The organism is Myxococcus qinghaiensis (assembly GCF_024198215.1).
Taxonomy (GTDB): domain Bacteria; phylum Myxococcota; class Myxococcia; order Myxococcales; family Myxococcaceae; genus Myxococcus; species Myxococcus qinghaiensis.
In genome coordinates this window covers 18,370-30,654 of record NZ_JAKCFA010000005.1, presented here as the reverse complement: position 1 = coordinate 30,654, position 12,285 = coordinate 18,370, and the positions used below count along the sequence as shown (strand labels likewise).

Genomic DNA, 12,285 nt, shown 5'->3' with positions numbered 1-12,285 from the left:
CGACCTGACATCCACCCGCGCCTCGGTGCGGGGAGAGGCTGGCATCCAGGCGAGGCACTGCATACCCCCACGAGGCGAGGTGTCTGTCGCGTGGGGGTACGGTGGCGGAGCAGGGCGAAACGAGGCAGGGCTCCCAGGTGACACCGAAGACGGTGCTCACCGTGTGCTTCGTGGTGCTGGCGGTGCTGGCGCTCGTGGTGCTGGTGGTGCGCACGCGGGTCGCCCTGACACTGACGGGCATCGCGGCGCTGCTGGCGCTGGCGCTGGAGCACGGCGTCTCGCGGCTGGAGCGGTGGAAGATGCCGCGGGCGTTGGCCATCGCGACGATGTTGCTCGCCGCGCTGACGGTGCTGGCGCTGCTGGCGTTGCTGGTGATTCCGGCGGCGGCGGCGCAGGTGGATGCGCTGGTGGTGCAGTGGCCCCACCTCTCGCAGGAGGTGCGCGAGTCACGCCCCTTCCGGGGACTGAGCGCGCGGCTGCAGACGCTGGGGTGGGCGCGCCAGTTCGAGGACGCCACGCCGGAGCTCGCCACGGGGACGTTGCCCAGGCTGGTGGTGCAGGCCATCGGCAGCATGGTGGGGCTGGTGGGCGGGGCGCTCAGCGTCTTCTTCCTCGTCGTCTTCATGCTGGTGTTTGGAGGCGGCCTGCTGAAGCGGCTGTTGGACCTGCCGAAGCCGGAGCACCGGATGCGCTACGTGCGCGTGCTGCGCAACGTGTACCGGGCCACCGGTGGGTACCTGATGGGGCTCACACTCATCTGCACCTTCAACGCGCTGCTCACGTCCACCATGCTGGCGGTGCTGGGGGTGCCGTACTTCCTGCCGCTGGGCATCGTGAGTGGCTTCTCCAGCATGGTGCCCTACGCGGGGCCGGTGGTGGCTGGAGGCTTCATCACGCTGCTGACGTGGGCGACGGGCGGGATGTGGATGGCGCTGGGGGTGCTGACGTACTTCGTGCTGTACGGGCAGCTGGAGGGCAACGTGCTGGCGCCGCTCGTGTTCAGGCGCACGGTGCACGTCAACCCGCTGCTCATCCTGCTGGCGGTGCTGTTCTGCGCGGAGCTGGCGGGCGTCGTCGGCGCGGTGGTGGCGGTGCCCGTCGCGGCCACGGTGCAGATTCTCTTCCGGGAGATGCTCCTGCTCCGACAGGAGCGCCGCCTCGCCCGCGTGGGCTCCTCCGTGTTGCCGCCCGGGCCGTCCTGACGACACCGTCAGCCTCGAGCCACCTCGCGCAGCGACTCCTCCACTCCAGCCAGCAGTTCGTCGAGCGCGGCGTCGGGGATGTTGAGCGCGGGGGCGATGTACACGGTGTCCCCGAGCGGGCGCAGGTAGAGCCCGCGTCGCCGCGCCGCCTCGTACACGCGCCACCCGCTGCTCGCCAGATACCCTCCGCCGCCCAGGTCCACCGCGCCCACCATGCCGATGGCGCGTGGACGCACGAGCCCGGGGAGCGTCTCCGCCATGCGCTCGAAGGCGGCCTTCACCTTCGGCGCCTTGCGAGCCACCTGCCCCAGCACGTCCTCGTCGCGATACACGGCCAGCACCTCGCGGGCGACGGCCGCGCCCAGCGGATTGCCGCAATACGAGTGCCCGTAATACAGCGCGCGCGACGCGGCGCCGAGGAAGCCCGAGAAGATGCGCTCGGACGCGAGCGTCACGGCGAACGGCATCAGTCCGCCCGAGAGCGCCTTGGCCAGACAGAGCAGGTCCGGCACCACGCCCGCCAGGTCCACGGCGAAGCGAGCTCCCGTGCGGCCCAGGCCGGTGAAGACCTCGTCGGCGATGAGGAAGGTGTCCACCGCGCGGGTGGCCTCGCGCACCGCGCGCAGGAAGTCCGGCGAGTACATCTGCATGCCCGCGGCGCCCTGGATGATGGGCTCCACGATGACGCCGGCGATTTCGTCCGGGTGCTCGCGCAGCGCGGCCTGGACCTGGGCAAAGGCGCGCTCCCAGCCGCCCTCCTCCGCCGGAGACGGCACGTGCACCACGTCGAAGAGGAGCGGTCCGAACACTTCGCGGAACAGGGGCACGCCGCCCACGCTGGTGGAGCCGATGGTCTCTCCGTGGAACGCGCCGGAGAGGGTGATGAAGCGCGTGCGCCGGGGCCGGCCGTTCTGCGCCCAGTACTGGGCGGTCATCTTGATGGCCACCTCCACCGCGGTGCTGCCGTTGTCGGAGAAGAAGGCGCGCGTCAGCCGCTCACCGACGGGCAGCTCAGGCCGGTCCGCGCCCGGGGCCAGCGCCGCCAGCTCCGAGGCGAGCGCCGCGGCGGGCTCGTGGGTGATGCCCGCGAGCGAGACGTGGGGCAGCCTGCCCGCCTGCTCCGTGAGGGCGCGAAGGAGGCGCGGGTGACGGTGGCCGAGGGTGGACACCCACCAGGAGCCATTCGCGTCGAGGTAGCGCCGACCATCCACGTCGAAGAGGTAGGGCCCCTCCGCGCGGGAGATGACCAGCGGGTCGGTCCCCGCGATGTACGCCTCCATGGCGGTGTACGGGTGCCAGACGTGCCCCTTGTCCAGCTTGACGATGTCGGCCCGCTCCACGTGTGCACCCCTTCTCGACGAGTGTGAGGAGGTGCTCCGTACCGGAAATCGGGCCCCTGTCACCGCGCGTCATGCCCTGGCGCGGTGCGTCCGACTGATGGGGGCCTGAAGTCAGGGCCCATTCCACGGCGGGCCGGGGGCAACTTCCGGCCGGGGATGACGTGGCCATGACATGGCCGGTGTTTTCCTGGCTCTGACACCGACCCGGGAAAGCGCCATGGCCGTCCTCGTCTTCTTCGTCTCGCACTGGCTGCTCTGTGTCTTCTTCCAGAGCTTCTTCCAGCACCGGTATTCCGCGCACCGCATGTACACCATGGGTCCGCGCACGGAGCGGGTGATGCACCTGCTCACGTACCTGGTGCAGGGCTCGTCGTACCTGTCGCCCAAGGCCTACGCGATTCTGCACCGCGAGCACCATGCCTTCTCGGACACGGAGAAGGACCCGCACTCGCCGCACTTCTTCACGGACGTGGTCCGGATGATGATGCACACGAAGAGGCGCTACGAGGACTACACGGCGGGCCGGGGGCAGCCGGAGGCCCGGTTCCTCGGCGGCTATCCCGAGTGGCCGCTGGTGGACGACACGCTGCGCACCTCCTGGGTGGCGACGCTGTTCTGGGTGGGGCTGTACACGTCGTTCTACGTGGCCTTCGCGACGGCGCCCTGGCAGTTCCTGCTGTTGCCGGTGCACTTCCTGATGGGCCCGGTGCACGGGGCCATCGTGAACTGGTGCGGGCACAAGTACGGCTACCGGAACTTCGACAGCAGCGACAAGTCGCGCAACACGCTGCCCGTCGAGGTGCTCTGCATGGGTGAGTTGTTCCAGAACAACCACCACAAGTTCGGCAGCAGCCCCAACTTCGCGGCGCGCAAGTTCGAAATCGACCCCACGTGGCAGGTGATGCGCGTGCTGGCGAAGCTGGGCGTCATCCGCATCGCCACGCCGCAGCGGGCGGTGTGGCCGGAGCCCCGGCGAGAGGTCGCGCACGACGCGGGCGCCGCCCGGGCGGCCTGAGCCAGTCGTACCCGGGAGTGAGCCGAACCGGAGGGAAGAGGCCCGACAGCCTCCTCCCCCGGCGAACGGACCTCCGGGCAGGCGGCGAGAACGCGGGGCGCGCGTTAAAACCTCCCCCCGTGCCTACAGACACCTCACTCCGCCTCCGCATCCTCGACGCAGTGACAGACGTCCCGGCCGCTGACTGGGATGCGCTCGCCGGTCCGGACGCGCCGCCCTTCGCGCGCCACGCCTGGCTGGCGGCGATGGAGGAGAGCGGCAGCGCGACCGAGGAGACCGGTTGGGCGCCGCACCACCTGACGCTGTGGCGAGGCAAGAAGCTGGTGGCGGCCGCGCCCGCGTACCGGAAGTTCCACAGCATGGGTGAGTACATCTACGACTTCGGATGGGCGGATGCGGCGGCCCGGCTCGGGGTGGAGTACTACCCGAAGCTCATCGTTGGAGGGCCGCTGTCCCCGGCCACGGTGCCGCGCATGCTCATCGCCCAGGGCGAGGACGTGCCGGCGCTGCGCAAGGCGCTGCTGTCCGCGGCGGTGGAGAGCGCGCAGGAGGCGGGGTGCTCCTCGGTGCACATCCTCTATCCGACGGACGAGGAAGCGGACTTCCTGGAGGAGCAGGGGCTGGCGCGGCGGGTGACGCTCCAGTTCCAGTGGAAGAACCCGGGCTACGCGAGCTACGACGAATACCTGTCGCGCTTCGACTCCAAGCGACGCAATCAGTTCAAGCGCGAGCGGGCGGCGGCGGCCACGCAGGGAATCACGCTGCGCACGGTGCGAAGCACGGAGCTGACTCCGGCGCACGCGAAGCGCGCGTATGAGTTCTACGAGGCCACGTGCGAGCGACACTCGTGGGGCCGGGTGCAGCTCACGCCGGGGTTCTTCTCGCGGGTGTTCAAGGCGATGCCGGACACAGTGGAGATGGTGGAGGCGGTGCGCGAGGGGCGGGTCATCGCGGGGGCCTTCAACCTGGCGACGAAGGAGCGGCTGTACGGACGTTATTGGGGGAGCACCGAGGAACACCCGTTCCTGCACTTCCACGTGTGCCTGTACCACTCGGTGGACGACTGCATCCGAGCGGGGCGCAAGGTGTTCGAGCCGGGCGCGGGGGGCGAGCACAAGGTGTCCCGGGGCTTCGAGCCCACGGCGGTGCACAGCGCGCACGTGATTTTCGACCGCAGGCTGGACAGCGCGGTGCGCGACTACGTGAGGCGCGAGCGGGCGCGGCTGAGCATGGCGGTGGAAGAAGCCGAGCAGATTTCAGGCCTCAAGCCCTGGCCCCTCCCCAAAACCTAGACACGGCCTGCTCGGGCCCAATCCCAGACAGCCGCCCGGCTCACCGGACCGGGTGTGTCGTCCAGCGCTTCCCGTCCACGCTCGAGGCCAGCACATGGCTTCCGGCCAGCCACAGCCGGTCATCTCCCACGACGAGCCGGCCCACGTCGGGCACGCCCCTCGCCACGGGCGACTCCTTGGGAACAGCACACCGCTCGAAGCCCGTGGCCTCCACCTCGGATGTGACGTCGTCCGGGTCGAACCCGGAGTCCTCCTCGTCGTCCGAGTCGACGCCGGAGTCGATCAACTCCCGGTACGCCTCCCCGTCCACGGGCTGGTTCCACGCCCTGACCGGGCCCGGCCCGCCCCCGTGGTCATTGTCCGGAGGGGGTGGCTGACGACCAGCATCAGCTCCTGTTCATCCTGGATGCAGCCCCCCGACACGGCTCCTCGAAACGCATGCTCCACGTGGCCCCTCCCCGGGCGGAGACCTCGCCCCCGCCTATCCCACCGGGGGGAGACCCCCGCCTTCCCAGGGGCTCGGGGGGCGGCCGGGAGGGAGGGCCCCTGTTTCCCATCTGCCAGGTGCGAGAGGAGACCCTCACGTGGAAGTTGTGAAACCGGGGTGACCCTCTAGAGTGGGGCCGTCATGAAAGCACCGGAGACGAACGAAGACTTCCTGCAGTGGTACGAAGACTGCTGGGCGGACCGCGATGAAGTCGAGTACCCCAAGACGTTCGGCGCCATTGATGACGGCGTCTTCACGCTCGACCAGACGGATGCCATCCAAGCCTGGATGGAGAGCGACCTCGCACAGGTAGAAGGTGAAGCGGACCCCAACTGGGGCCCCATGGGCGTGCGCGTCGCGTCGCCGAGCCCGGACTACCCCTACTGGACCTATGTCACCAGCGGGCTGTCCAACCCCTTCACCGTGGTCCCTGGTGAGGAGTTCCCCGACGAGTCACCCAGTGGCCTCGGTTACGAGATGGTCATCCACACACCGGAACAGGCCAAGTGGCCCGTGTTCCGGCTGCTGGACATGATGGCCTACAACCTCGTGACGTTGCGCGCCTTCGCCCTCAACCACCGCTACCCGGTGGAAGGCGCGCTCGACGGCGGAGACTCCAAGCTGGGCGGCTTCGTCTTCGTCAAGGACCCGTCCCGTCCCGACCACTTCACCCTGCCCAGCGGCAAGGTGGAGCTGCTCACGCTCGTGGGCGTCACCAAGAACGAGATGGCCTTCGCGCGCTCCAACGGCCTGGACAAGCTGATGGAGAAGCTGATTGCCGCCGGCACCGGGTACATCACCCACCCGGACCGTGAGGAAGTGAAGCTGTAGTCACCCGCTTCGAGCCACGCGCGCCAGCGGCCCCAAGGCCCTGGCGCGCGGTGGTGCTCCCTCCACCAGCGCCCGCAGCGTCCCGGGGTCGAACGGCTTTTCGATTCGAGGCAGCGGCACCGTCTGCAGGAAGGTGCGCGCCCGCTCGGTGAACGCGCCGCCCGTCATGAAGACGAAGCGCGACAGCAGCTCTGGCCCGCGCGACAGCAGCTCCGCGTGCAGGTCCATCCCCGTCACATCCGCCATCATCAAGTCGCAGAAGACGCGGTCGAAGTCCGCGTCCTGCTCCAGGAGCGCCAGCGCTTCCCGCCCGCTGTGCGTCACCACCACCTCGTGGTGCTTGCCCAAGAGCCGCCGCAGGAGCGACGCGAGCTGCGGCTCGTCGTCCACCACCAGCACCCGCTTGCGCTCGGGCACGTCCTGCGTCGCGCCCTTCGTCACCGCGTCCGGCACCGCCTCCGTCATCGGCAGGCGCACGCTGAAGGTGCTGCCCAGGCCCGGCGTCGTGTTGACGGTGAGCTCCCCGCGCATGCTGCGCACCATGCCCAGGCTCGTGGACAACCCCAGCCCGCTGCCCTCGCCCACCGCGCGCGTGGTGAAGAAGGGCTCGAAGACGCGCTCGGCCACCTCGGGCGTCATGCCGTGGCCCGTGTCCGACACCTCCACCACCACCCAGGGCCCCTCCACGCGCGTGGAGAGCGTGACGCGGTGCCGGGTGAAGTCCCCTTCCGGAATCGCGTGCGCCGCGTTGACGAGCAGGTGCAGGAACACCTGCCCCAGCCGCGCCTCGTGCGCCATCACCGTGGGCACCTCGGCGAAGCGGCGCTCCACCTCCGCGCGGTAGCGCAGGTGCGGCATGGCCATGGAGAGGCCGAACTCCAGCGCCGCGTGCACGTCCACCGGGGACAGGTGCGGCTCGTCCGCGCGGGCGAACGTCTGCAAGTCCCGGACGATGACGCGGATGCGCTCGGCGCCCTCGCGAGCCTCTCGCAGCGCCTCCAGCGCCTCGGCCAGGGGCGCGTTCTTCCCGAGGGTGCCCCCCTCCACCGACAGCTCCAGCTGCTCCAGCGCGAACTGGAGGTTGCCGCTGACGTAGGAGAGCGGGTTGTTGATTTCGTGGCCCACGCCCTCGGCGAGCTGCCCCGCCATGGCCAGCTTCTCCGACTGCACCAGGCGCTCGCGCGCGGCGACCAGCTCCTCGGTGCGCTCGCGAACGAGGGCCTCCGCTTCGAGTCGTCCGGAGTGCTCGCGCGTCAGCAGGGCATCGCGCTCGGCTTCCGCGCGCTTCTTGCCGGTGACGTCGCGAGAGAAGACGGAGACATTCTGGCCCGAGCACCACGCGTGCACTTCATGCCAGCGGTCCGGCGCGGTGCGCACCTCGAAGATGGTGGAGGAGCCCTCGGCGGCCACGCGGCGCAGCTCGCGCTCGAACAGCGTGCCCACCAGCTCCGGACAGGCCTGCCACAAGAGCTTGCGGAAGACCTGCTCCTGCGTGCGGCCGGTGATTTCGGCGGCCTGCCGGTTGACGTAGGTGATGCGCCACTCGGCGTCCACGGTGAAGAAGGCCTCGGGCGTGCTCTCCAGCACGTCGCGAACCCAGTCCAGCGTGTCGCGCAGGCCCTCCTCCATGCGCAGGGCGCTGGTGACGTCGCGCAGGCGCAACAGCACGCCGTCGCGCAGCGGCACCGCGGTGCCGAGCAGCCACGCATCGCCCTCCGGGAAGCTGTCCGCGGCGGGTCGCCCAGACTCCACCACCTGCTTGAGCACCGCCAGCCGTCCGCCCAGGCCGGCGATGGGGGAGATGTCCTTCAGCCGGAGGCCACGCAGCGAGTCGGTGCCCCGGCCCAGCGCGCGCGACGCGGCGGGGTTGGACCAGAGCCACTCGAAGTCGGTGATGACGCCGGACCCGTCGCGCACGGCGCGCAACACCATGCACCCTTCCGAGTCATGGCGCTCCGCCTCCTCCAGTGCATCCAGCAGCGCATCCGCGCCCGGGACTGCCTGTTTCGTGTCCGTCGCCGACATGCCCCGCCCACCCGGACATCCACATCACCCGGAGGTAAAAGCTCCGGAACCCCATCACGGGGCGGCAATTCCTGGAAACGTCCGGAGTCCCCGCATGTCGCCATGAAAGGGCGGCAGGCACAAGCCGAGGCTGTGAGGCACACATCCGCCTCCCTGACACCTTGGAGCACCGGGTTGAATACGATGAACCTACCTCTCTCGTGTCCCCTTCTTTCCAGGGAGCGGACCAGGATGCGCCTCTCGACATGACGCCCACGCTCATCACCTCCGTCCGCTTCACGCCGCTCGACTTGCCGTTGACGGAGCCGTTCGCCATCGCCACGGGGGCGCAGCACGTCGCGCAAAACGTGCTGGTGCGGTTGACGCTGGCGGACGGGACGGTGGGGCTGGGCGAGGCGGCGCCCTTCCCCGCGGTGAGTGGGGAGACGCAGTCGGGCACGCTCGCGGCGCTGGAGGCGGTGCAGGCGGGGCTGTTGGGCAAGGACGTGCGTGCGTGGCGGCCGTTGTCAGAGGCGCTCGGGGATGGGCTCGCGCTGGCGCCGGCGGGACGCGCGGGGGTGGAGATGGCGGTGCTGGATGCGCTGGCGCGGCATCACCGCGTGCCGCTGTACGTCATGTTCGGGGGCGCGGGGACGGCGCTGGACATCGACATGACGGTGACGGCGGGGGATGTGCCGCACGCGGCGGAGTCGGCGCGAGCCATCTTGAAGCGGGGCATCACGACGTTGAAGGTGAAGGTGGGGGCGCTGGCGCCGGATGAGGACGCGGCGCGGATGGTGGCGATTCACGAGGTGGCGCCCCAGGCGCGGCTGTTCGCGGATGCGAATGGGGGTTACGACGTGGCGGAGGCGCTGGCGTTCCTGAAGGCGCTGGAGCGGGCGGACGTGCCGCTCGCGCTGTTGGAGCAGCCGGTGCCGGCGGCGGACTTCGCGGGCATGGCGGAGGTCTGTCGGCGCTCCAAGGTGCGCATCTGCGCGGACGAGTCAGCGCGCTCGGCGAAGGACGTGCTGCGGCTCATCCGCGAGGGGGCGGCGCACGGCATCAACATCAAGACGATGAAGTGCGGCGTGGTGGAGGCGCTGACGATGTGGAGCCTGGCGCGCGCGGCGGGGCTGGAGCTGATGGTGGGAGGGATGGTGGAGAGCGTGCTGGCGATGAGCGCGTCGGCGCACCTGGCGGCGGGGCTGGGCGGCTTCACGTACGCGGACCTGGACACGCCGCTCTTCATCGCGCGGCATCCGTTCCAGGGAGGGCTGCGCTACGAGGGCGAGCGGTTGCATCTGGACGCGGACGCGGCGGGGCACGGCGTCACGCTGGTGTGACGGTGGCAGGGAGCGTCGAGCTAGGATGGAGCCATGAGCGTGGCCGTCTGTGTGGGATGCGGCGAGACGAAGGAAGGCGCTTTCGACCCGTGTGACGGCTGCGGACTGGACCCCGCGCGCGGAGGGACGGACCGGATGCTCCAGGCGCGCAGCCTGCTGCTCTCGGAGCGGTTCTACTCCGAGGAGGCGCTGAAGGAGTTCGGGCGGAAGATTCGGATGGGCGAGCCGGTGGGCTACGACACGGGGCAGATGTCACAGCTCGTGGAGGAGCTGAAGACGCAGAAGCTGCCCGTCATCTCCCGTGCGTCACCGGGCTGCTCCATCGTGACGTGGAGCATGCTGGGCATGTTGGTGCTGCTCGCGGCGGGGCTCGCGTACCTGTACGGCACCTGGAAGCACTGACGCGGGTTCAGCGCGGCGAGAGCGCGACTGACGCCACATCGAGCGCCTTGTCGAGCTGCGGGTCCTTGCCGGCGGCGAAGGGGAGTGAGTCAGGGACCTCCACGTCCACGGGGACGCCCTGGCCTTCGAGGCGGACGCCGTCCACTTGGATGTCCTCCACGGCGAGGTAGAGCAGGTCTCCGGTGGACAGGCGCAGCGGTGTGCCGGCGAGGACGGCGCCCGCGGTGCGCTGACCAACGAGGGTGGCCAGGGCGTGCTGTTTCATGACGAGGGCGACCATCTCCTTGCCGCTGCGAGAGTTGCCGTTGACGAGCAAGACGACGGGCTTACGCCAGGTGGCGGACCAGTCGTTGCGGCGGCCCTCGCGGCTGATGCGGGTGAAGACGGGGACGGTGCGGTTGAAGAGGTTGAGGAGGGTGGGATTGCAGCCGCCCCAGCCATCTCGGAAGTCGATGACCAGGGCATCAGCGGAGGAGAAGTCTCCGGCGAGGGTCTCCTCGAGCAGGTCCTGATGCTCGGGGCCGGCGCACGAGTAGAGCTGCTGGTAGGCCACTCGACGGCCACCGCGTTCGACGATGCGCGAGCTGGCCTTCTGGGTGTCGAGCCACTCTGTCTTGGGGTTGATGAGGCGCGGGGTGATGGTGAGCGTGAGGGGTGTGGCGCCCTGGGTGCGCTCGACGGTGAAGCGCGTGGCCTTGCCGACGCGGCTCGCGAGCGGGGTCAGTGACTGGAAGGGTTTGCCATCGATGGAGACGAGTCGGTCGCCGCGAAGCATGCCTGCCTTGGCGGCGGGGCCGTTGGCGAAGACGTGGCGGACGAAGAAGCCCTCGGGGGTCTCCATGACATCGGCGCCGATGCTGGGGGCGTCGACCTTGGGGAGCTTGAGGGAGTGCTGGAAGATGGCGGACAGGCCGGCATGGCCCTCGCTGCCGCGCGAGTAGAAGGCGGTGTGGGAGGCGTTGAGCTCGGCGAGGGCGGTGCGCGTGAGGCGGGCGAAGTCCTCGGCGTTGGTGGCGGCGGCGCCATAGCCCTGGTGCTTCGTGGCCCAGGCCTCGCCCCGCTTCGCGTCATGGAAGCGCGTGCGGACATATTCGACGACTTCGTCACCGGGCTTGAGGAACGGGGACGCGGCGTGGGACGCGGTGGTGAGCAGGGCGCAGACCAGGAGGATGAGGTGCCGCGCCATGCGCTCCTGCGCCCGACATCCGTTCGCGTTCGGGTGAGTCACCGCGCCTCCCATGGAATGTCCGGGATGATGGACCGGAGTCGAGCATCGTAGCGCCCATGTGACCTGGGGTACTCCTTGAGTCGCCTGTCAGCGGCGTCTGGTACTGCCAGGGTGTGCCCGCCTCGCCGCGGGCCACTTGCCGGGGCCTACCATGACGCTTCGTTGGGTGGTGTCGCTGCTCCTGTTGATGGCCGCCACCGGCTGCGCGACGAGTCGAGTCGTGCGGCTGGAGACCGGAGAGGACTCCTTCCTCGTCATCCCTCACGAGGAGCCTGATGCGGAAGTGCGTGAGTCAGGCCTTGGGACAGTGCCGCAAGGTGGAAGAGTGCCGGAAGGCCCTCACAGATGAGCTACGCAAGCTTGCAAGAGAAGCGCAGACCCCAGGAACCAAGATCCACAGGCTTTTGACTCGGGACCCGTGAGGAATCCAGGAAGTCCACCATGCCGAATCAGCCTCGATACTTCAGGCTCAGGCCAGACATACAGGCCGGGAACTGGTCTCTGGGAGACCCGCTGGATGAGACGGGCAAAGAGGTCGAAGACATCTGGCAATTCGCCGAGGGGCGGCCCCTCCAGATAGCGGGGCACCTGACGTTCCCCATCGAGGAGCCTGGAAGGTGGTTGGACTACTGCACGGCGGGCGCTGGCATGGCTCCGGTTGTCCACGTCAGGGTGGCCAACCTCTTCGCGGAGCTGGCGCCCGATGATGTGCAATTGATACCCGTCGATGTCGAAGGTCGCCCGGAACAGCATGTCTTGCTCGTCGCCACGAAGCTCATCCGGTGCATCGATGACGAAGCCTCGGAGGAGATAATGTATTGGAAGCCCGAGGATGATCGACCGGACAAGCTCGGCCAGTACCGCAGCGTCTACGGGATGCGAATCGACCGCACGAAGGCAGGCGGCGCGAAGGTCTTCCGCACCTGGGGATGGGAGATCGCCCTCGTCATCTCCGAGGACCTCAAGGTGGCGCTGGAGCGCGCGAAAGTCACAGGGGCGAAGTTCGAGGAAGTCTGAGCGGACACGTCGCTGCAGGCATCTCTTCAAACTACTTCATGGAAAGGCGGCGGGCTGGGCGTGACCTCTCAAGGGTGCGCTCCGGCGTCGGGAGACGTCATCCCGAGCGGAGTGCAGACTCCCT

Annotated in this window: 11 protein-coding genes and 1 pseudogene; 8 read left to right on the top strand and 4 right to left on the bottom strand. The window is 69.3% G+C overall.

Going from position 1 to position 12,285, the window contains the following annotated elements; translation table 11 throughout:
• The first annotated feature begins 137 nt into the window (after window positions 1–137).
• Window positions 138–1,202 carry an AI-2E family transporter gene (locus LZ199_RS10060; protein WP_253993437.1) on the top strand — a complete coding sequence of 355 codons (1,065 nt, stop codon included), beginning with the start codon at window positions 138–140 and terminating at the stop codon, window positions 1,200–1,202.
• 8 nt (window positions 1,203–1,210) lie between these two features.
• Here the strand turns inward: LZ199_RS10060 and bioA are convergent, their stop codons facing one another.
• Window positions 1,211–2,542 carry an adenosylmethionine--8-amino-7-oxononanoate transaminase gene (bioA, locus tag LZ199_RS10055; RefSeq protein ID WP_253993436.1) on the bottom strand — a complete coding sequence of 444 codons (1,332 nt, stop codon included), beginning with the start codon at window positions 2,540–2,542 and terminating at the stop codon, window positions 1,211–1,213.
• Window positions 2,543–2,759: 217 nt separating this feature from the next.
• Between bioA and LZ199_RS10050 the strand changes: the two genes are divergently transcribed.
• Window positions 2,760–3,557 (top strand): acyl-CoA desaturase, encoded by a 798-nt coding sequence (locus tag LZ199_RS10050; RefSeq protein ID WP_253993435.1) that lies wholly within the window; start codon window positions 2,760–2,762, stop codon window positions 3,555–3,557.
• A gap of 119 nt (window positions 3,558–3,676) precedes the next feature.
• Entirely contained in the window at window positions 3,677–4,849 is a 1,173-nt protein-coding gene (locus LZ199_RS10045) for a GNAT family N-acetyltransferase (RefSeq protein WP_253993434.1), read from the top strand.
• A 40-nt stretch (window positions 4,850–4,889) separates the two neighbouring features.
• Here LZ199_RS10045 and LZ199_RS10040 read toward each other — a convergent pair whose 3' ends face one another.
• Window positions 4,890–5,159: a hypothetical protein gene (locus tag LZ199_RS10040; RefSeq protein ID WP_253993433.1), complete on the bottom strand. Its 270-nt coding sequence runs from the start codon at window positions 5,157–5,159 to the stop codon at window positions 4,890–4,892.
• 318 nt (window positions 5,160–5,477) lie between these two features.
• Between LZ199_RS10040 and LZ199_RS10035 the strand changes: the two genes are divergently transcribed.
• Window positions 5,478–6,167 (top strand): suppressor of fused domain protein, encoded by a 690-nt coding sequence (locus LZ199_RS10035; protein ID WP_253993432.1) that lies wholly within the window; start codon window positions 5,478–5,480, stop codon window positions 6,165–6,167.
• On the opposite strand, the gene LZ199_RS10030 is transcribed toward LZ199_RS10035, so the two are convergent.
• Window positions 6,168–8,192, bottom strand: coding sequence for an ATP-binding protein (locus LZ199_RS10030; RefSeq protein WP_253993431.1), 2,025 nt, complete (start codon window positions 8,190–8,192; stop codon window positions 6,168–6,170).
• Between the two features lie 245 nt (window positions 8,193–8,437).
• On the opposite strand from LZ199_RS10030, the gene LZ199_RS10025 reads away from it, so the two are divergent.
• Both LZ199_RS10025 and LZ199_RS10020 read left to right on the top strand, forming a co-directional pair.
• Window positions 8,438–9,514 carry a dipeptide epimerase gene (locus LZ199_RS10025; RefSeq protein WP_253993430.1) on the top strand — a complete coding sequence of 359 codons (1,077 nt, stop codon included), beginning with the start codon at window positions 8,438–8,440 and terminating at the stop codon, window positions 9,512–9,514.
• 33 nt (window positions 9,515–9,547) lie between these two features.
• Window positions 9,548–9,916 carry a hypothetical protein gene (locus tag LZ199_RS10020; RefSeq protein WP_253993429.1) on the top strand — a complete coding sequence of 123 codons (369 nt, stop codon included), beginning with the start codon at window positions 9,548–9,550 and terminating at the stop codon, window positions 9,914–9,916.
• 7 nt (window positions 9,917–9,923) lie between these two features.
• Here the strand turns inward: LZ199_RS10020 and LZ199_RS10015 are convergent, their stop codons facing one another.
• On the bottom strand, window positions 9,924–11,102 hold the full coding sequence (locus tag LZ199_RS10015; protein WP_253993428.1) for a S41 family peptidase: 1,179 nt from the start codon (window positions 11,100–11,102) through the stop codon (window positions 9,924–9,926).
• 193 nt (window positions 11,103–11,295) lie between these two features.
• On the opposite strand from LZ199_RS10015, the pseudogene LZ199_RS47120 reads away from it, so the two are divergent.
• Both LZ199_RS47120 and LZ199_RS10010 read left to right on the top strand, forming a co-directional pair.
• A pseudogene (locus LZ199_RS47120) lies at window positions 11,296–11,445 on the top strand (AHH domain-containing protein); the annotation flags it as partial.
• A 140-nt stretch (window positions 11,446–11,585) separates the two neighbouring features.
• Entirely contained in the window at window positions 11,586–12,161 is a 576-nt protein-coding gene (locus LZ199_RS10010) for an imm11 family protein (RefSeq protein WP_253993427.1), read from the top strand.
• Window positions 12,162–12,285: the final 124 nt, after the last annotated feature.

Excerpts from the sequence above, each read along its gene's own strand:
- LZ199_RS10050 (WP_253993435.1), top strand. The coding sequence starts at position 2,760 with ATGGCCGTCCTCGTCTTCTTCGTCTCGCACTGGCTGCTCTGTGTCTTC.
- LZ199_RS10035 (WP_253993432.1), top strand. The coding sequence starts at position 5,478 with ATGAAAGCACCGGAGACGAACGAAGACTTCCTGCAGTGGTACGAAGAC.
- LZ199_RS10030 (WP_253993431.1), bottom strand. The coding sequence starts at position 8,192 with ATGTCGGCGACGGACACGAAACAGGCAGTCCCGGGCGCGGATGCGCTG.
- LZ199_RS10025 (WP_253993430.1), top strand. The coding sequence starts at position 8,438 with ATGACGCCCACGCTCATCACCTCCGTCCGCTTCACGCCGCTCGACTTG.
- LZ199_RS10020 (WP_253993429.1), top strand. The coding sequence starts at position 9,548 with ATGAGCGTGGCCGTCTGTGTGGGATGCGGCGAGACGAAGGAAGGCGCT.
- LZ199_RS10015 (WP_253993428.1), bottom strand. The coding sequence starts at position 11,102 with ATGGCGCGGCACCTCATCCTCCTGGTCTGCGCCCTGCTCACCACCGCG.
- LZ199_RS10010 (WP_253993427.1), top strand. The coding sequence starts at position 11,586 with ATGCCGAATCAGCCTCGATACTTCAGGCTCAGGCCAGACATACAGGCC.